At 64.1% G+C, this 18,119-nt stretch carries 14 protein-coding genes; 8 read left to right on the top strand and 6 right to left on the bottom strand.

Features of this window, described 5'->3' with window-relative positions:
• The first annotated feature begins 23 nt into the window (after positions 1-23).
• From aceF to HOP51_RS09440, 4 genes are all read left to right on the top strand, one after another.
• On the top strand, positions 24-2,042 hold the full coding sequence (gene aceF, locus HOP51_RS09455) for a pyruvate dehydrogenase complex dihydrolipoyllysine-residue acetyltransferase (RefSeq protein WP_234273666.1): 2,019 nt from the start codon (positions 24-26) through the stop codon (positions 2,040-2,042).
• Between the two features lie 240 nt (positions 2,043-2,282).
• The gene (adk, locus tag HOP51_RS09450; protein ID WP_234273665.1) at positions 2,283-2,939 is read left to right on the top strand and encodes an adenylate kinase; all 657 of its coding nucleotides are present in this window, start codon (positions 2,283-2,285) and stop codon (positions 2,937-2,939) included.
• A gap of 138 nt (positions 2,940-3,077) precedes the next feature.
• Complete coding sequence (gene tsaB / locus HOP51_RS09445; protein WP_234273664.1) at positions 3,078-3,779, top strand: tRNA (adenosine(37)-N6)-threonylcarbamoyltransferase complex dimerization subunit type 1 TsaB; 702 nt, start codon at positions 3,078-3,080, stop codon at positions 3,777-3,779.
• On the top strand, positions 3,776-4,495 hold the full coding sequence (locus HOP51_RS09440) for a class I SAM-dependent methyltransferase (protein ID WP_234273663.1): 720 nt from the start codon (positions 3,776-3,778) through the stop codon (positions 4,493-4,495). The genes tsaB and HOP51_RS09440 overlap by 4 nt, the downstream gene beginning before the upstream one ends.
• Positions 4,496-4,569: 74 nt before the next feature.
• Here HOP51_RS09440 and plsB read toward each other — a convergent pair whose 3' ends face one another.
• Positions 4,570-7,011: a glycerol-3-phosphate 1-O-acyltransferase PlsB gene (gene plsB, locus HOP51_RS09435; RefSeq protein WP_267957676.1), complete on the bottom strand. Its 2,442-nt coding sequence runs from the start codon at positions 7,009-7,011 to the stop codon at positions 4,570-4,572.
• A 120-nt stretch (positions 7,012-7,131) separates the two neighbouring features.
• Between plsB and HOP51_RS09430 the strand changes: the two genes are divergently transcribed.
• On the top strand, positions 7,132-8,253 hold the full coding sequence (locus HOP51_RS09430; protein ID WP_234273661.1) for a phospholipase D-like domain-containing protein: 1,122 nt from the start codon (positions 7,132-7,134) through the stop codon (positions 8,251-8,253).
• Positions 8,254-8,279: 26 nt separating this feature from the next.
• Here HOP51_RS09430 and HOP51_RS09425 read toward each other — a convergent pair whose 3' ends face one another.
• Positions 8,280-8,930 carry a YecA/YgfB family protein gene (locus HOP51_RS09425; RefSeq protein ID WP_234273660.1) on the bottom strand — a complete coding sequence of 217 codons (651 nt, stop codon included), beginning with the start codon at positions 8,928-8,930 and terminating at the stop codon, positions 8,280-8,282.
• An 83-nt stretch (positions 8,931-9,013) separates the two neighbouring features.
• Between HOP51_RS09425 and HOP51_RS09420 the strand changes: the two genes are divergently transcribed.
• A complete protein-coding gene (locus tag HOP51_RS09420; protein WP_234273659.1) occupies positions 9,014-9,583 on the top strand; it encodes a SprT family zinc-dependent metalloprotease in 570 nt (189 codons plus the stop codon).
• A 151-nt stretch (positions 9,584-9,734) separates the two neighbouring features.
• Entirely contained in the window at positions 9,735-11,681 is a 1,947-nt protein-coding gene (gene acs, locus HOP51_RS09415) for an acetate--CoA ligase (protein WP_234273658.1), read from the top strand.
• A gap of 77 nt (positions 11,682-11,758) precedes the next feature.
• Here the strand turns inward: acs and ku (HOP51_RS09410) are convergent, their stop codons facing one another.
• The 4 genes from ku (HOP51_RS09410) to ligD are packed head-to-tail and all read right to left on the bottom strand — an operon-like array spanning position 11,759 to position 16,508.
• Positions 11,759-12,961 carry a non-homologous end joining protein Ku gene (ku, locus tag HOP51_RS09410; RefSeq protein WP_234273657.1) on the bottom strand — a complete coding sequence of 401 codons (1,203 nt, stop codon included), beginning with the start codon at positions 12,959-12,961 and terminating at the stop codon, positions 11,759-11,761.
• Positions 12,954-13,730 (bottom strand): non-homologous end joining protein Ku, encoded by a 777-nt coding sequence (gene ku / locus HOP51_RS09405; protein ID WP_234273656.1) that lies wholly within the window; start codon positions 13,728-13,730, stop codon positions 12,954-12,956. Before ku (HOP51_RS09405) ends, ku (HOP51_RS09410) begins: the two co-directional genes overlap by 8 nt.
• Positions 13,730-13,933, bottom strand: coding sequence for a hypothetical protein (locus HOP51_RS09400; protein ID WP_234273655.1), 204 nt, complete (start codon positions 13,931-13,933; stop codon positions 13,730-13,732). The genes ku (HOP51_RS09405) and HOP51_RS09400 overlap by 1 nt, the downstream gene beginning before the upstream one ends.
• A gap of 34 nt (positions 13,934-13,967) precedes the next feature.
• Positions 13,968-16,508 (bottom strand): DNA ligase D, encoded by a 2,541-nt coding sequence (ligD, locus tag HOP51_RS09395; protein WP_234273654.1) that lies wholly within the window; start codon positions 16,506-16,508, stop codon positions 13,968-13,970.
• Between the two features lie 313 nt (positions 16,509-16,821).
• On the opposite strand from ligD, the gene HOP51_RS09390 reads away from it, so the two are divergent.
• Positions 16,822-18,111, top strand: a complete 1,290-nt coding sequence (locus HOP51_RS09390) for an ATP-grasp domain-containing protein (protein ID WP_234273653.1) — start codon at positions 16,822-16,824, stop codon at positions 18,109-18,111.
• Positions 18,112-18,119 lie beyond the last annotated feature (8 nt).

Here is an 18,119-nt window from a genome sequence, read left to right as displayed (position 1 = left end):
CACGATTTGGAAGGAGCGCGACCTTGAGTAGCGAAATCATAAAAGTTCCCGATATCGGCGGCAGCGAAGACGTCGAGATCATCGAAATCGCGGTATCCGAAGGGGATGTCATCCAGCCTGAGGACACCCTGATTACACTGGAATCGGACAAGGCCAGCATGGACGTGCCGTCACCCAAGGGCGGCAAGGTGGTGCGCGTGCTGGTGAAGGAGGGCGACACCGTCTCCGAGGGCGACGACATCGTCGAACTCGAGGTGGAAGGCGACGGCACAGACGATGCCGGCTCTCAGGGCGATACCGGTTCTCAGGGCAGGGAGGAGAAGTCCGAGGCCGAGGCTCCCAGGCAACAGGCACAGGCCGCCGAAGACAAGCCGGCAGCCAAGTCAACTAGTGGCGGCAAGCGTACCGTCGAGATCAAGGTGCCCGACCTGGGCGGCTCCGAGAACGTCGAGATCATCGAAGTGGCGGTCGCCGAAGGCGATGAGATCAGTGAGGAAGACACGCTTATCACCCTCGAGTCGGACAAGGCCTCCATGGACGTGCCCAGCCCCTACTCCGGAAAGCTGGTTTCCCTCACCGTCAAGGAGGGCGATACCGTCTCCGAGGGCGACGTGATCGGTACCATGGAGATTGCCGGCGAAGGCGGCGAAGTGGTCGAGTCGGAAGCCGTCGAGACCACGACCGAGCCCGCCGAACAGGCTGAGGCCCCGGCCGAGGAAGAGGCGGTCAGCGGCGAGCCCGAGCGCAAGGAGATTCGCGTTCCCGACCTCTCTGGCTCGAGCGACGTGCCGATCATTGAGATCGCCGTCAGCGTCGGCGACGAGATCGACGAGGAGGATCCGCTGGTCACTCTGGAATCCGACAAGGCCTCCATGGACGTGCCGAGCCCCTACAAGGGCAAGCTGATCGAACTGACCGTCAAAGAAGGCGATAGCGTCTCCGAGGGCGATCTGATCGGCTATATCGAGGTGGCCGGTGCCAAGCCGCGGGCGGCGACGCCCAAGTCCAGCAAGGCGCCGAGCGAGCCGAGCGAAAAGCCGGCATCGCCCACCCAGGCCAAGCCGACTCCATCCGGCACGCCGAGCCCCGAGGCCCAGATGGCGGCCCACAAGCCGCGCGACGGCAAGTTGGTCCACGCCGGCCCCGCCGTGCGCATGCTGGCCCGCGAGCTGGGCGTCGACCTGGGGCTGGTCAAGCCGAGTGGCCCCAAGGAGCGCGTGCTCAAGGAGGACGTGCACGCCTACGTCAAGCAGGTGATGGCGGGGCAGGCCAAGACGCCGGCCGCCGCACCGGCGGCTGGTGGGGCTGGCATTCCGCCGGTGCCGGATCAGGACTTCAGCCAGTTCGGTGAAGTGGAAGAGAAGCCGATGGGCCGCCTGCTCAAGATGGGCGCGACCAACCTGCACCGCAGTTGGCTCAACATCCCCCACGTGACCCAGTTCGACGAGGCTGACATCACCGAGCTGGAAGCCTTCCGCAAGTCGATGAAGGCCGAAGCCGAGGCCCAGGGTGCCAAGCTCACGCCGCTGCCGTTCCTGATCAAGGCGTGTGCCTTTGCTCTGCGCAAGTTCCCACAGTTCAACGTCAGCTTGAAGAGCGACGGCGAGACGCTGGTGTGGAAGAAGTTCGTCCACATCGGTATCGCGGTCGACACTCCCGACGGGTTGATGGTGCCGGTGATCCGCGATGCCGACAAGAAGTCGCTGATCGAGCTGGCCAAGGAGAGCGTGGAACTGGCCGGCAAGGCGCAGTCGAAGAAGCTCAAGCGCGAGGAGATGACCGGCGGCTGCTTCACCATCTCCAGCCTGGGCTCCATCGGCGGCACCGCCTTCACGCCGATCGTCAACGCCCCCGAGGTCGCCATCCTCGGCGTTTCCAAGGCACAGATGAAACCGGTGTGGAACGGCGCTGACTTCGAGCCGAGGCTGATGATGCCGCTGTCGCTCTCCTACGATCACCGGGCCGTCAATGGCGCCGATGCGGCACGCTTCACCGCCTTCCTGGCGGCGGCGCTGGGTGACATCCGACGCCTACTGATGTAATCATTGCCGGAAGCTGTACCGACGGCGCCCTGCAGGGCGCCGTCGGTGTCTGGGGGCCTCCACTTTCGGGTGGGGATACCAAAGTGCAACCCCGCCGTAATTGGCTGATAATACAGCGGCTTTGATCATACAAGCAGAGCTCGTCCGGCAGCGAGCGGTTGTCTGGTGCCTCCGCCGCGGTTATCGTTCATGACATTCCGTTTACGCACAAGAATTTTCACTCTCTCAAGGAGCAGCTAGATGCGTTTGATCCTGTTGGGTGCCCCGGGTGCCGGCAAGGGCACCCAGGCCCAGTTCATCTGCGAACGCTATAACATCCCGCAGATTTCCACCGGCGACATGCTGCGTGCTGCCGTCAAGGAGGGCAGCGAACTGGGCCTGAAGGTCAAGGAGATCATGACCAACGGTGGTTTGGTGTCCGACGACCTGATCATCTCACTGGTCAAGGAGCGCATCGCACAATCCGACTGCGAGAACGGCTTCCTGTTCGATGGTTTTCCGCGCACCATCCCCCAGGCCGATGCCATGAAGGAGGCCGGGGTCAAGATCGACCACGTACTCGAGATTGCCGTGGCGGATGAAGAAATCGTCAAGCGATTGGCGGGGCGCCGGGTGCATCCAAGCTCCGGTCGTGTCTACCACGTCGAGTACAATCCGCCCAAGGAAGAAGGCAAGGACGACCTCACCGGCGAGGCACTGATCCAGCGTGACGACGACCGCGAATCCACCGTGCGCAACCGCCTGGCGGTCTACCACGAACAGACCGCTCCGCTGGTCGACTACTACCAGCAGTGGGCCCAGGAGGAGCCTGACGTTGCGCCTGCCTATCACCGTGTGGAAGGCATCGGCAGCGTCGACGAGATCACGCGCAAGGTAACCGAGGCGCTGGACGGCTAACGTTTGCCACCAGCTCTCTTCTGCAGTGGCCCGCCTCGGCGGGCCACTGTCGTTATGCGCCATCGTCGTTACGGGCCATCGTCCCGCACTGCGCGGCGGCGTATAATGGTCTGCCCATGCTCTGACGCGATATTCCCTATGCCGATCCTGCTGGCCCTCGATGCCTCCTCCAGCGCCTGTTCCGCCGCCCTGCTGCAGCGTGACGATGCCGGGGAGCGACTCGTTTCCCGCTTTGCCCTGACGCCCCGTGAGCATACCCGCCGGCTGCTGCCGATGATCGATGAAGTCCTGGCCGAGGCTGGTGTGACCGCCGCCGAGCTGGATGGCATCGCCTACGGGCGTGGCCCCGGATCCTTCACCGGGTTACGTATCGCTGCCGGTACGGCCCAAGGGCTGGCTTATGGTTTGGGTCTCCCGCTACTCGGCGTGTCGACGCTCGAGGCATTGGCCCTGGCCGCGCATCGGCGTCATGGCGTCGAGCACGTCGTCACTGCCATGGACGCACGCATGGGCGAGATTTACGTCGCTGCCTGGCGCTGTCGTGACGGTGCGATAGAGGCGCTGCTCGCGGAGGCCGTGATGCCGCCCGAACACCTGAGGCTGCCGCCTCTGGGTGAGGACGATGGCTGGTACGCCATCGGCTCCGGCTGGTCGCTGTGGGAGGCGATACCGGCTGAGGTACAGGCACGCCTCGGTCGGCACGACGCCGAGTCGGAACCGGCGGCCGAGGAGATGGTCTTGCTGGCCGCCCGAGACTATGCGCAGGGTGCTCGCCCTGCCGCCCATGAGAGCCAGCCGATCTATCTGCGCGACCAGGTGGCGTGGCAGAAGGGCAAATGAACCGTCGCGACCGGCTGCGAGACACTGAGTCAGAAAGTGGCGGGCTGACGTTGCGCCGCGAAGGTGACGCCCTGGTGCTGGCCGGTGATCCGGCCCTCTACGGCAAACCGCTAAGGGTGGACTTCGCCGAAGGGCGGGCGGCCCATCGGCGCCGCTTCGGCGGTGGCCGCGGCCAGCTCATCGCCCGTGCCTGCGGCCTTGCTTCAGGCATCACGCCTAGCGTGATAGACGCCACCGCCGGCCTGGGGCGCGACGCCTTCGTGCTGGCGAGCCTCGGCGCCGAGGTGCTGCTGATCGAACGCGTGGCGGCGATCCATGCCCTGTTGGAGGATGGCTTGGCGCGCGCCGCCCGGGACCCCGAGGCGTCGGCGATCGTCGCCCGCATGCACCTAGCACATGGCGATGCCATTCGCGATCTCGCCGCGCTGGTCACTGCCAGCACGGTGGCGCCCCAGGTGATTCACCTCGACCCCATGTTTCCCCACCGCGAGAAGTCGGCGCTGGTGAAGAAGGAGATGCGCCTGTTCCGCGAACTCGCTGGCGACGATGCCGATGCGCCGCGCCTGCTCGAGGCGGCGCTGGATGTGGCCACCCACCGCGTGGTGGTCAAGCGCCCGCGCAAGGCGCCACCCATCGCGGGCCCGGCGCCACAGCACGTCATCGAAGGCAAGACCAGCCGCTACGACCTCTACGTTCACCGCTCGCTCAAGGCCTGATGCCGTGCTGCTCCGATCCGTTCACCGGTCTCACTTCACCACCTGGGGCGAGGGATGCCGGGGGTAGGCCGAATCTACCCGTGGCTGACGAGCTGGAGCCTGTGCCGCAGCGCCGGATCGAACAACTCGCCGGTTTGCTGCGCGGCGCGGCGCAGCCGTTCGTCGTACCGCAGCAGCCCGTCCTCCTCCCAGATCCAGCCTTCGGTTTCCAGGCTCTCGATCAGGCTGGCGAACAGCTTGCGATCGAAGAACTCCGGTGCGTCGCGCCCGGAGAGCAGCGCCAGTCGCTCGGCCAGTTGCTGGCTGCGCTCGGCCAGGGCTTCGCGTCCCAGCTTGCCGGGCGCCTGGTCGAGCAAGATGGCCAGCAGCAGGTAGCCGCGTTCCAGCGAAGGTTGCATCAGGCGTCCCAATAGGTGCAGTTGCTCGCCGGCTTCCAGCGCCTCGGCACGCTGCCAGCCGCTCTCCCGGCGTTCGAGCAACCCTTCCGCGCATAGCGCGTCGAGCATCTTGGGCAGGGCTTGGGACAGGTTGCTCGGTTCGAGGAACAGTTCACGCGCCAGAATCGGCCAGGGCGGGGCGAGCCGGGCCAGCAACGTATCGTGATCGTGACGCGGAACATGGCGAAAGGCGAAGGCGGCGAGGCCGGCCAGGGCGAAGAGATGCAGTACGTTGTTGCGATACCACACCAGCAGGCTGGCTTGCTCCGCCGTTGCCGTGAGAATGCCGCCGAGCGGATGCGGCCGGCGCTCGATCATGCCCAGGGCGACGACATGATCGATCCATTGCTCGGGTTCGTCCTGGGGCAGGCTGATGTGCTCGCCTCCCGGACAGTGGCGCTGCAGAGCCGCCAGCAGTGCCAACTGACGCGACATCAGGCTGGCCTCGATGGCATGGTGGGGCGTGGCCAGTAGTACCAGTGCCACCAGGTTGACCGGGTTGAGCGCTGCGGCGGCATTGATTCGCCGGGACAGCTCGTCGCCGACCCGGGGCACGGCCTGGCTGAGCCAGGCCGGCTTCGCCTGGGCGATGTCGTCACGCCAGCCTGGCGTGCCGGCATCGAGATAAGGACCCAGCAGCAACGGCTCGCCGACATTGACGGCGACCTTGCCGAAGGGCTGACGCAGCTGACCGACGACCCGCAGCAGCGCCCAAGGTGTCTCCTTGCGCTTCTTGCCGCCGCGCATTTCGCGCTGATAGCTGGCGTTCTCGATGATACGTTCGTAACCGATATAGACCGGGATGAAAGCCAGCCGGGTCGGGTTGCCGCTGCCGGCGCTGCGGTAAAACGAACGCAGCGTCATCGACAGCATGCCGGGGCGGGGGGCGAGCATGCGTCCGCTGCGTGAGCGTCCGCCTTCGATGAAATACTCCAGCGGATGGCCGCGTTCCAGTAGCCGGTGCAGGTACTCGTTGAAGACCGCCGCATAGAGCGGCTTGTCGCGGAAGCTGCGGCGCATGAAGAACGCACCGCCGCGGCGCAGCAGCGGACCGATCAGCGGCATGTCGAGGTTGCGTCCGGCGGCAATGTGCGGCGGCATCAGGCCGTCGCGATAAAGCACGTAGGAGAGCAGCAGATAGTCGATATGGCTGCGATGGCAGGGTACGTAGACCAGCGTATGGTCGCCGGCCAATGCCTTGACTCGTTCGAGGCCGTGTACCTCGACACCGTCGTACAGCCGGTTCCACAGCCGGCGCAGCAAGCCGTCCATGAAGCGCAGTACCGGGTAGGTCATGTTCGAGGCGATTTCGCGACCGTAGCGCAAAGCACGCCGCTGTAAACGCTCTGGCGAGCGCTTTTCGGCAGGTGCGAGTTCGCCGATCACCCGGCGCACCTCGGGGCTGGCCGCCACGCCCTCTATCAGGGTGCGGCGGTGGGAAAGGTCGGGGCCGAGCACGCGCGTACGCATGCGCCGGAAGTGGATACGCAGCAGCCGTGCGCTCTTACGGTTGGCCACGGCGGGGCCACGCTCGTCGAGCAGGTCGCGCAGGCGTAGCGGGGCGCCGAAGTGGACTTCGACGCTCTTGCCGTTGACCAGTACCGATAACGCCCGGCGTAACCGTCCGGCCAATTGCCAGCTGTCGGCGGCCAGCAGGCGCCAGAAGCCGAAGCGTTTGCCGGGAGCACGTCCCCAGAACACGCTTATCGGGATGAGTTGGATATCGGCCTGGGGATGGGTGGCCAAGTGTTCCAGCGCCTGGCGAAAGGGAGCTTCGAGCGCCCGCGCCCGCTGCCATAGCCGGCGCTGCCTGATGGGGAGTGCGACGCTGGTCGGCAGTTCGATACCATTGAGGTCGATGCTTCCACGCGCTGGGGGCAGCCCATGGCGTTTACACAGCACATCGAGCAGCAGGGCGTCGGAGAGTGCTGGGTGAGGCAGTACGTAGAGCGTGGGCAACCCAGGATCGATATCCAGGTCGCTGGGATCGGGCTCGATGAGCCGGGTCTCGACCCAAGCCTTGATCATTCCTTTCAGTGGGGCACGAAGTAATGTGAGCAGTGTCTGGGCCAGGGCCATCCGATTGCCTCGAGGTCGAACCAGGGGCCAGTATAGCGATGGTGTCAAGTTGGGTCAGGTGCTTTCCTGATCGAGTAAATGGTGTGTCAATCACATGGATTAGCGAATGGGGAGCATGCCATGCATGACGTGTGGCGAGACGGCAATCGGTTCGAACTGCTGGCGGAGGCTTCGTGTTTTCTGCCGGTGATGTCTGCTGCCATCAAGGAGGCACGCCACTCGATCCTTATCGAACTCTACCTGATGCAGTCGGGCCGACTGGCGACGGCATTGATTGATGCGCTGTGCCGTGCGGCGGGGCGAGGCGTCACGGTTGCCTTGATGCTGGATGCCTACGGGGCCATGGGACTTGGCAGTGAGGACCGTCGGCGCCTGGAGGAGGCTGGTGTGGCGCTGAGGCTGTTCAATCCGCTGGGGTTGCGTTCGCTGACCCGCAATCTGACCCGGGATCACCGCAAACTGATGGTGATCGACGGTCGCATTGCCTTCACTGGCGGCTTCGGCGTGGTCGACGAATTCCTCGACGCCTGGTATGAGGTTGCGGTGTGCATCGAAGGGCCGGTGGTCGCCGACTGGGTATGGCTGTTCTCGCGACTGTGGGACTCGCCGCTGACGCGTGGCACGGGGGCGGCAGCTCTGGTTCGACACCTGCGGCTCGAGCGCAATCCGCAGGAGAATGGCCGCGGCATGCGTGGCCGGGTGGTATGGGGCCAAGGCTATCGCTACCAGGCAATTCGTCACTCGCTCTATGGGCGGGTGTCGTCGGCCCAGCGCCGCATCTGGCTGTGCACGCCTTATTTCGTGCCCACCTTCAGCCTGCGCATGCGGCTGGCGCGGGCCGCCCGCCGTGGGGTCGACGTGCGCCTGCTGCTGCCCGGCCATGACCATGACCACCCCTGGGTACGCTATGCCGGCCAACGCTTCTACCGGCGCCTGCTGCGTGCTGGCGTGCGGATCTTCGAGTTCCAGCCGGCCTTCATCCACGCCAAGTTCTCATTGGTCGACCAGTGGTCGAGCCTGGGGTCGTGCAATTTCGACCATTGGAGCTTGCATTGGAACCTGGAGGCCAACCAGGAAGTGGACGACGTCCGCTTTGCCAATGAGGTGGCGGCTCTGTTCGAGCGAAATTTCGCCGCCAGCCGCGAGATCACCCACCAAGCCTGGGTGCAGCGGCCGCGCTGGCAGCGCTTCAAGGAGTGGTTATTCGGCAGCTTCGACGCTTGGTTGACGCGGCTGCGGTGACGGGCTATTGCACTTGGCTGGCGACCCTACCGCTTGCCCCTGCCGGGACCGCGCCCGGCGGGCTTCTTCTTGCGCGGCATGGGCTTGGGCGTCTCCGGCGGTACGCGGTAGTGCAGGTAGAGGTCCAGCACCAGGTCGGGCAGTTGACCGGCCAGCGACTCCAGGCGCGCAGTGTCCGCTGTCATGTCGGCCATGTCCGGCTCGTCGTCGAACAGGCCGGAAAGCGCCATGAACGGTATCAGCAGGGTGGCGACCGTCTCTTCGTCCTGTTCGAACCAGGCGGCTTCGTCGAGGAATACACCCTCCATGAAGCCGGCACACCAGTCGCCGATGGGCGTCTCCTCCGGTGGCAGACCGTCCAGGGTGAGCTCGAAGGGCAACTCGGGCAGACCGCCCTGTTCCAGGGTATCGATGGCGTTGCCGCGCAGCTTCTCCAGCAATCCCAGGATCACGCTGCGTTCGCTATCGTCGGTAAAGGCCGGCTCGCCGTGGAACAGTTCGGCCACCCAGGCGGCGGGCTCTACCTCACGCGGCGCCACGGCCAGGGCGACGAGGAAGCCATGGGCCGAGATCAGGTCCAGGGCATCGGGATCGACGCGTTCGGAGTCGAGAAAATCGTCGAGGCGTTCGAGTTCTTCGTCCTCGAGCAGAGGGTGGGGCAGGGGCGTATCGGACATCAGGCTCTCGCATGTCATCGGAAAGGCGAATCGTGGCCGCGCTGGGCTGGACAGCGGCGTGGCGGGACGTCATTTTAGCACCCATGAAACGACCCGTGCTTCCCGATCCTTGCCCCGAGTGGCTGGCAAGCCTCGACGAGGCTGCGCTTCACCAAGCCCTGTTGGACAGGGTAGAGGCAGCCTGGCAGCTGTGCCGCCATTACCATCCCGAGCTGCCCCGGCCCATGGTCTGGTGCGACCTGCGCGGCAAATGCGCCGGCCAGGCTCACTACGGCCGCGGCGGGCTTCGTTTCAACCGGGTGCTGTATCGTGAGAATCGCCAGGCCTTTCTCACCGAGGTGGTGCCGCACGAAATGGCCCACTGGCTGGTGCGGCACTTGAGCGACGGCCACCGGGCCAGGCCCCACGGGCGCGAGTGGCGTACCGTGATGGAGCGGCTGTTCGGGCTCGAGCCGCGGGTGACCCATCGCTTCGATGTTGGACGCGCGAGCCCGACGCCGTATCGCTATCATTGTGGCTGCCAGGAGCACTTTTTCACTTCACGTCGTCACTCGCTGGCGCGCAATGGACGCCGCTACCGCTGTTTGTCGTGTGCTCAGACCTTGGTCTATCAGCCCTTTGTAGAGCATGGATGTGTTGTTGCAAGCACATGATTGCAAAGGAAAAAATCCTGATACCAAGGTCTAAGAGTTAGGCCCGCTTCGACGGTATATGCTGAAGGGCGAATCTGATGCCGGCGCAACCAATAACAAGGCAGCCGGTAACATCCACCGAGAGGGTGCATCTCCTGGAAGAGGCTAGCCAATGACCGATCAGAAAGTCTATCCGGTACGCGACGACATCGCCGCCAACACCTGGATCGATCATGAGAAGTATCAGGCCCTGTACAAGCAGTCCGTCGACGACCCCGAGGGTTTCTGGGCCGAACAGGCCAAGCGCATCGAATGGTTCAAGGTGCCGACGAAGATCAAGCATACCTCCTACGATCCGCACAACGTCGACATTCGCTGGTTCGAGGATGGCACCCTGAACGCCAGCGTGAGCTGCCTCGACAGGCACCTGGCGGCACGTGGCGACCAGACAGCGATCATCTGGGAAGGCGACGATCCCAAGGACTCCAAGCACGTCAGCTACCGCGAGCTGCATGCCAAGACCTGCCAGTTGGCCAACGCGCTCAAGGAACTTGGCATTCGCAAGGGCGACGTGGTCACTCTCTACATGCCGATGATTCCCGAAGCGGCCGTGGCCATGCTGGCCTGCGCCCGCATCGGTGCCGTGCACTCGGTGGTCTTCGGCGGCTTCTCTCCCGATGCCCTGGCCCAGCGCATCATCGGCGCCGACTCGAAGCTGGTGATCACCGCCGACGAGTCGGTACGCGGCGGCAAGCAAGTGCCGCTCAAGGACAACGTCGACGCCGCCCTGACCCGCAAGGGTACCGAGGTTTGCGAGAACGTGCTGGTGGTCAAGCGCACCGGTGGCGAGATCGAATGGAAGGAAGGCCGCGACCTCTGGTACCACGATCTGGTCGATAAGCAGGCGACCGACTGCCCGGCCGAGGAGATGAACGCCGAGGATCCGCTGTTCATCCTCTACACCTCCGGCTCCACCGGTGCTCCCAAGGGGCTCAAGCATACCACCGGCGGCTACCTGGTCTATGCCAGCCTGACCCACCAGTACATCTTCGACTACCAGGATGGGGAGGTCTATTGGTGTACCGCCGATGTGGGCTGGGTCACCGGCCATAGCTACATCGTCTACGGTCCGCTGGCCAACGGCGCCATTACCCTGATGTTCGAGGGCGTGCCGAGTTATCCAACCCACGGCCGCATGGGCGAGATCGTCGACAAGCACAAGGTCAACATCCTCTACACCGCACCGACCGCCATTCGTGCGCTGATGGCGCATGGCGACGGCGTGATGGACTCGAGCAAGCGCGACACGCTGCGCGTGATGGGCTCGGTCGGGGAGCCGATCAACCCCGAGGCGTGGGAGTGGTACTACCGGGTAATCGGCAACTCCAAGTGTCCGATCGTCGATACCTGGTGGCAGACCGAAACCGGCGGCATCATGATCGCGCCGCTGCCGGGTGCCGTCGACCTCAAGCCAGGCTCGGCCACGCTGCCGTTCTTTGGTGTACGGCCGGCGCTGCTCGACAGCGAGGGCAACGAGCTCGAGGGTGCCGTGGACGGCAATCTGGTGATCGCCGACTCCTGGCCCGGTCAGGCGCGTTCGATCTGGGGCGATCACGACCGCTTCGTGCAGACCTACTTCTCCACCTACAAGGGCTACTACTTCACCGGCGACGGCTGTCGCCGCGACGAGGACGGCTACTACTGGATCACCGGCCGCGTCGACGACGTGCTCAACGTCTCCGGCCATCGCATGGGCACCGCCGAGATCGAGTCCTCGCTGGTGGCCCACGAGGCCGTCGCCGAGGCCGCCGTGGTGGGCTTCCCGCATGACATCAAGGGCCAGGGCATCTACATCTACGTGACCCTGACCGATGGCGTCGAGCCCAGCGACGAACTAAAGAAGGAACTGACCCAATGGGTGCGCAAGGACATCGGTCCGATCGCTTCGCCGGATGTCATCCAGTGGGCGCCGGGCCTGCCCAAGACCCGCTCGGGCAAGATCATGCGTCGCATCCTGCGCAAGATCGCCGCCAACGAGACCGATGGCTTGGGTGATACCAGCACCCTGGCCGATCCGAGCGTGGTGGATGATCTCATCGAGAATCGCGCCAACCGCTGATTTGTCCAGCACCCTACTTGGCAGGAACAGCCAACTGAAAGATCGAACCTGCCGGCCTTCGGGCCGGCTTTTTCGTATCAGTGTGCGCTGATGGCCCTGGCCAGCTCGGCCTTGCTCATACGGCTTCGTCCGGGTAGGTCGAGCTGCTGGGCGCGTTCGTAGAGTTCCTCGCGGGAGAGATTTTCCAGTTCGGCCAGCTTGACGCTGCGCTTGCCACGTGGTGCGGCCTTGCCATCGCCCTGACCGGCTGCCTTCTTGCCCGTGCCGTGCTTGCCTGCTGGGCGCTTCCTCGCTTTGCTGCGTTTGGCCGCCGGCTTGCCGCGCTTATCCGGTTGGCTCTCGCCGGCGTCGTCGCGTGCTTCCTGGCCGGGCGGGCGACCTTCGGCCAGGCTCTGCTTGAGTATCTGCATCAGGTCGATCACTTCGCCGTCCTGTTCCGGCTCGACCTCGGGCTCGTCTTCCTCGCCCAGAGCGATCACATCCTCGCCGTGGGCCAGTTTCTCCTGGGCGCGGGCGATGATGCGCTGACTCTGCTGGTCCTGCAGCGCCTCGCGTTCGAGGTCCTTCTCGACCAGTGCATCGATGGCCTGCTGCATCGCCTTCACCCTGTTCTTGTCGGCCTTGGGAGACTCGGGTAGGGCGATGTCATCGGGAGTACGCAGCTCTTCGGCGAAGCGCAGTGTCTCGGCACGCAGGATGCCTTTCTCGGCGATGATTGCCACCAGATACTCCTTGCCGCGCATGACGAAGGTAGCGATACCGGCTCGTCCGGTGGCCTCCATGCTCTCGGCCAGCAGGCGGTAGGCCTTGGTCACGCCCTTGTCGGGAGTCATGAAGTAGGCGCGCTCGAAATACATCGGGTCGATCTCGTCGAGGCCGACGAAGCGCTTGAGGTCGATCTCCTGGGACTTCTCCGGTGCCAGCGACTCGAGTTCATGGTCCTCCACCACTACGAACTCGTTCTTCTCGACCTCGTAGCCGCGGATCAGCTCGTCGTGGTCGAGCACGCGTTCTTCCTTCTCGCAGAAGTAGCGCCGCGCCAGCGGCGTGCCGTCGTTGTCGACCATGCGCAGCGATACCGGCTTGGGGCGGTTGGCCGGGTAGAGGTTGACCGGCAGGCTGACCAGGCCGAAGGTGATGGTGCCCGACCACAGCGGGCGCGGGCCGCTGGCGTGGAAGCGCTTCTTCTCCTCGCCCTGGGTCGATTCATCCTTCTCCTTCGTCTTGCGCCTGTCCTTCGGCTTCGGTTTGGGCTTGGCTTTCGATCTTTGGCTAGGCACGCTTGCGCTCCTTCTTCAGGCTGGCCTCGAGCGCCTTGGAGAGGTCATCGGAAGCCTCGCGGCGACGAATAGGCGTGACCTTGACGCGCTTGCCGCGCCGCTTGGCTTCGATCAGCTCCAGCACCCGCTGGCGATATTCGTCGTGATATTCTGCGGGGTCGAAATCCGCCTCGAGCATGCCGATCAACTGGCGCGCCATGTCGAGCTCCTTGGCGTCAAGTGCCTTGCCCTTGGGCGGCTCCAGGGCATCTACCGGTACCACCTGCTCCTCGTGGCGCAACGACATCAGCATGGGCACGCCACGATGCAGGCGCAGTGCGCCGACGTAGCTCTTCTTGCGCATGACCCAGCGTGCCAGGCCCTCCTTACCACTATTTCCCAGGGCTTCGGCCAGGGCGAAGTAGAGCGACTCGCTGCCATCCGGGCCCAGGTAGTAGGGCCGGTCGTACCAGCGATGATCGATCACCTGTGGCGGCATGAAGCGGATCACTTCGATGTCGCGACCCGAGTCTGGCTCCAGGGCTTCGAGTTCCTGCTTGTCGAACATCACCAGGCTGCCTTCGTCGGTGCGATAGGCGCGACGGGTCTCGGCGTGAGGCACGATCTCGTCAGTGTCGGGGTTGACCATGGCCTGCTTGACCGGCGAGCGATCCTTTTCGTGCAGCAGGCGGAAGTGCACGCTGCGATCCTGCACCGCGGAGTAGAGCTTTACCGGTACCTCTACCTCGCCGAAGCGGATCACGCCTTTCCACATCGCTCGTGCTGGCATCAGCGTTCCTCCCCGTGGCTGGCGTCTTCTTCATGACATTCGGGGCATAGCGTCTCGCGGTTCTCGAAGCGCGTTTCGACGCAGATCGGACAGGTCGGCCGGTCGCAGTAGATGCAGTGGTAGCCCGCCTCGTAGTGAAAGGTGCGCAGGCAGAACTGACAGGTCTCGGGACCGGACTCCACCCACCAGGGCGCTTCGCTCATGCCATTCCCTCCGGGATCATGATCCAGGCCTCCGTCATTTCACGCCCATGACCTTGAGCAGCTGGGCATCCAGCGGGCGTGCCGCCTCGTCGAAACCCACCCAGGGATCCTCGCGCAGGGAGGAGAGCCGGCGACGCAGGTTCTGCACGTTGTAGCGGTCGGCGCGCAGTGCGGCGTTGAGCTCGTCCCAGCGAATCGGTACCGCCACCGGGGCATTCGCGCGCGCGCGTACCGTGTAGGAGGCCACGGCCGTGGCGCCACGTCCGTTACGCAGGTAGTCGAGAAAGATTCGCCCTTCGCGCTTGGCCTTGGACATGTTGGTGGTCAGGCGCTTCGGGTCGTCCTGGGCATGTGCTTCGGCCACTCCTTTGGCGAAGGCCTTGGCCTGCTCCCACTCGGCGCTGGGCTCGAGCGGTACGACCAGGTGCAACCCCTTGCCGCCGGTGGTGCGCAGGAAGGGGGTGAGCCCCAGCGACTCGAGGCGTTCGCGCAGGGTGCCGGCGACGCGCAGGATCTCCTTCCAGGCGATGCCTTGGTCCGGGTCGAGGTCGAACACCAGGCTGTCAGGCTGCTCGAGGTGGTCGATGCGGCTGCCCCAGGGGTGGATTTCCAGCGCACCTGCCTGCACCAGGCCGATCAGATCGGCGGCCGTTTCGACATATACATATTCGGCGCTGCCTTTTTTCTCCGGCACGTCGATACGCGGCACGCTGTCGGGAATGGCGGCGCGCGGGTGCTTCTGGAAGAAGCATTCGTCATTGCGACCCTGGGGGCAGCGCACCAGTGACAGTGGCCGGCGGGCCAGTCGGGGCAGCACCCACTCATGGATCTGCTCGTAGAAGCGCGCCAGGTCGAGCTTGGTCAGGCCCTGCTCGGGAAACAGCACGCGCTCGGGGTGGGTAAGGCGCACGCCGAGCAGCAAGGTCTCGTCCTTGCGTTTGTGCGCGGCCGGTTTGGCGCTCTTTGTCGCAACGTCTTCGGCGGCCATCTCTTTGGTCGGGGTCATGCGAATCTCCTCCGGATTACGGTCCTCGCGCAGGCCGCGAAAGGCCGGGTGGCGCAGGCGGTCGTCGCGGGTGCGTTCGGTGAACTCCACTTCGATCACCAGTTCGGGACGCACCCAGTGCACCGAGCGGCTGTCCGGCACACTGCCATGGAAAGGGGAACGGGGAATCTCGAGTTCCTGCAGGGTGGCGCTCAGCCGCTTCAGCAGACAGTTGCTGAAGCCGGTGCCCACTCGCCCGGCATATACCAGCCCCTGCTTGCCGTAGGCGCCCATCAGCAGCGAACCGAAACCGCTGCGTGAGCCGCTGGGGTCGGTATAGCCGCCGATCACGAACTCCTCGTGGCTGACGCACTTGACCTTGAGCCAGTTGCGGCTTCGCTTCTGCTGGTAGCGGCTGTCGGCACGCTTGCTGATGATGCCCTCCAGCCCCATCTGGCAGGCGCGTTGATGGAAGGAATCGCCGTGAGTCTCGATATGGTCGGAGTAGCGAATCGTGCCGGTTCGCATGCCGGCGGCGTCGAGCAGTGCCTCAAGGGTGCGCTTGCGCTCGAGTAGCGACACGCCGGCCAGGTCATACCCGGCCAGGTAGGGCAGGTCGAAGATCTGGTAGACGAGGGCGGCTGTGCGTCCATTGGAGAGTGCCTCCTGCAGCTGTCCGAAGCGAGTGATGCCGTCGCTGCCCATGGCCACCACCTCGCCGTCGAGCAGCGCCGAGTCCACCGGCAGCGGCTCGAGCGCCCGGACGATCTCGGGAAAGCGGTGGGTCCAGTCCTTGCCGTTGCGGGTGATCAGGCGCACGTTGCCCTTTTCGATGCGGGCGAGCAGGCGATAGCCATCGAGCTTGATCTCGTGGACCCATTTGCCCTGGGCCGGTACCTCGCGGGCCAGGGTGGCAAGCTGCGGCGTCGCTTCGCGCGGCAGCTTCGCACGTCGGGCGCCTTTTAGAGCGCTGGGGTCGGGTGGGGGGGAGGGGGGCTCGTCACAGGCACCGGAGCTCCAGATGGCATCGCTATCCTCGGCGATCTCCAGCATGCTGCGGCCGCTGGCAATGCTTGCGTCGAGCTCGACCGTGAGCGAATCCTCCATGCGCGACTTGTCGTCGTGGCGCTTGATCAGCAGCCAGTTGCGCCCGTGCTTGTCCTGGCGCTTGCCGCTCATGCGGGTCAGGGTCCAGTTGCCCTTGAGCCGTTCGCCGTCGAGTTCGATATCGATTCGATCCGGCTTGGGTTTACCCTTGAGTTTCCAGGTGCCGCGATCCCATAGCATGACGGTGCCGCCGCCATAGGCTTCCTCGGGAATCACGCCCTCGAACTCGCCATACTCCAGCGGATGGTCTTCCACCTCGACGGCCAGACGCTTCTCGCCGGGTTCTAGGCTCGGTCCCTTGGGTAGCGCCCAGCTCCTGAGCACGCCATCCTGCTCCAGGCGCAGGTCGAAATGGTCATGGCTCGCCGCATGCTTGTGCATCACGTAGAGATAACCCGGTGTGCTCTTACCCTGCTTGTCCCCGGCGGGCTCGCGCGTTCGCGTGAAGTCGCGCTTGCGGCGGTACTCCTCGAGTCGTTCCATCGGCTCCATCCTTGGCCGCTGGCTCCCAGGCAAATGGCCTTCGCTTCTCAGCCTAGCCCTGCTTGGCGCAAGGGCCAAATCCATGGCGCACCACAATGGGTCGGAACGGTTTCGTCAGCCTATATCGGTGTAAGTCATTGGCCTTTGCGTTCCGTACTGTTTCCCGCAGTGTGAAAGGGTAAAGAATCGTCTTCCCCATGGAACCTTGAGCGAAGCCTACTTATCTTGATGAGTGTATGGATGGCAGGAACGCCACCCAAGCTTGGTTTTCCACGAACTTGATTTTCCACGAAACTGTCATGGAGATAGACGGATGAAGCGGAACATTTTTGTCGTGGCGCTCGAGGATCAGCAGCGTCAGGAACTGGAAACTCTACGCCACTCCGATAAGTTCATCGTGCACAGCCTGCTGTCCGTCAAGACAGCCGTCGAGTCACCCAACTTTTCCTTCGATGCCCTGCTCAACGAGGCACGCCGAAAACTCGAAGCATTTGACGGTTCCATTGATGCCATCGTGGCGCAGTGGGACTTTCCGACCAGTGTGATGGTCCCCATTCTGTGCCGGGAATACGACATTCCCTCGCCTTCGGTGGAGAGCGTGCTCAAGTGCGAGCACAAGTACTGGAGCCGGCTCGAGCAGCAGAAAGCCGTGCCTGAGGTGGTGCCGGAATTCTGTGGCGTCGATCCTTTCGCGGAGGACCCGCTCTCGCAGGTGACGCTGAAATACCCATTCTGGATCAAACCGGTCAAGGCGTTTTCCTCGCACCTGGGCTTCAAGATCGAGAACGACGAGCAGTTTCACACTGCGATCGAGGAGATCCGCCAGGGTATTCGCCAGCTTGGCGATCCGTTCAATGAGGCGCTGAACTATGTGGAGCTGCCGCCGGAAATCCAGCACATGGATGGCAACTCTTGCATTGCCGAGCAGATCGTCAGCGGCGTTCAAGGAGCGCCCGAGGGCACGGTCTATCGCGGTGAGTTCAACGTTCATGGCATCATCGCCCAGCCCAACTCGGTCAACAAGGAGATTCCCTACGACCGTTTGGAGTATCCCAGTAACCTGCCCGAGCGTATCCATCGGGAAATGATCGATGTTTCACGCCGCTTCCTCGAACATATCGGTTACGACAACGGCTGTTTCAACGCCGAGTTCATGTGGGACGAGGAGAGCGACAAGCTGTGGCTGATCGAGGTCAACACCCGTATTTCCCAATCTCATAGTGAGATCTTCATCATGGTCGATGGCATGTCGAACCATGAGGTGGCCGTCGATATCGCCTTCGGTGAGCGACCATCGCTGGCCAACCGCCAGGGTGAGGCGGCCGTGGCGGCCAAGTGCTACATCCCTTACGAGCATCGCGACGGTATTGTCAGGCGTGTACCGAGTGAAGAGGAGATCGCGGCGCTTGCCGAGCGCTTCCCCGGCACCAAGGTGCGCCTCGATGTCCAGCCAGGTGATCGACTGGGCGACCTGATGCACCAGGACAGTTTTAGCTATCGCCTGGGAACCCTCTATATTGCGGGTGAGGATCACGATCAGATCGAGGAGCGCTACAAGGCTTGCCTGGAAGCACTTCAGTTCGAGATCGAACCCACCGAATGAACCCGAAA

Source organism: Billgrantia zhangzhouensis (assembly GCF_021404465.1).
GTDB lineage: Bacteria > Pseudomonadota > Gammaproteobacteria > Pseudomonadales > Halomonadaceae > Halomonas > Halomonas zhangzhouensis.
This window is presented reverse-complemented; position numbering and strand designations above follow the sequence as displayed.

What these genes read in the sequence shown, in the direction of transcription:
- ligD (WP_234273654.1), bottom strand. Translation starts at nt 16,508, where the DNA reads ATGGAACGACTCGAGGAGTACCGCCGCAAGCGCGACTTCACGCGAACG.
- adk (WP_234273665.1), top strand. Translation starts at nt 2,283, where the DNA reads ATGCGTTTGATCCTGTTGGGTGCCCCGGGTGCCGGCAAGGGCACCCAG.
- ku (WP_234273656.1), bottom strand. Translation starts at nt 13,730, where the DNA reads ATGCCAGCACGAGCGATGTGGAAAGGCGTGATCCGCTTCGGCGAGGTA.
- HOP51_RS09440 (WP_234273663.1), top strand. Translation starts at nt 3,776, where the DNA reads ATGAACCGTCGCGACCGGCTGCGAGACACTGAGTCAGAAAGTGGCGGG.
- HOP51_RS09400 (WP_234273655.1), bottom strand. Translation starts at nt 13,933, where the DNA reads ATGAGCGAAGCGCCCTGGTGGGTGGAGTCCGGTCCCGAGACCTGTCAG.
- HOP51_RS09425 (WP_234273660.1), bottom strand. Translation starts at nt 8,930, where the DNA reads ATGTCCGATACGCCCCTGCCCCACCCTCTGCTCGAGGACGAAGAACTC.
- tsaB (WP_234273664.1), top strand. Translation starts at nt 3,078, where the DNA reads ATGCCGATCCTGCTGGCCCTCGATGCCTCCTCCAGCGCCTGTTCCGCC.
- HOP51_RS09420 (WP_234273659.1), top strand. Translation starts at nt 9,014, where the DNA reads ATGAAACGACCCGTGCTTCCCGATCCTTGCCCCGAGTGGCTGGCAAGC.
- acs (WP_234273658.1), top strand. Translation starts at nt 9,735, where the DNA reads ATGACCGATCAGAAAGTCTATCCGGTACGCGACGACATCGCCGCCAAC.
- plsB (WP_267957676.1), bottom strand. Translation starts at nt 7,011, where the DNA reads ATGGCCCTGGCCCAGACACTGCTCACATTACTTCGTGCCCCACTGAAA.
- HOP51_RS09430 (WP_234273661.1), top strand. Translation starts at nt 7,132, where the DNA reads ATGCATGACGTGTGGCGAGACGGCAATCGGTTCGAACTGCTGGCGGAG.
- HOP51_RS09390 (WP_234273653.1), top strand. Translation starts at nt 16,822, where the DNA reads ATGAAGCGGAACATTTTTGTCGTGGCGCTCGAGGATCAGCAGCGTCAG.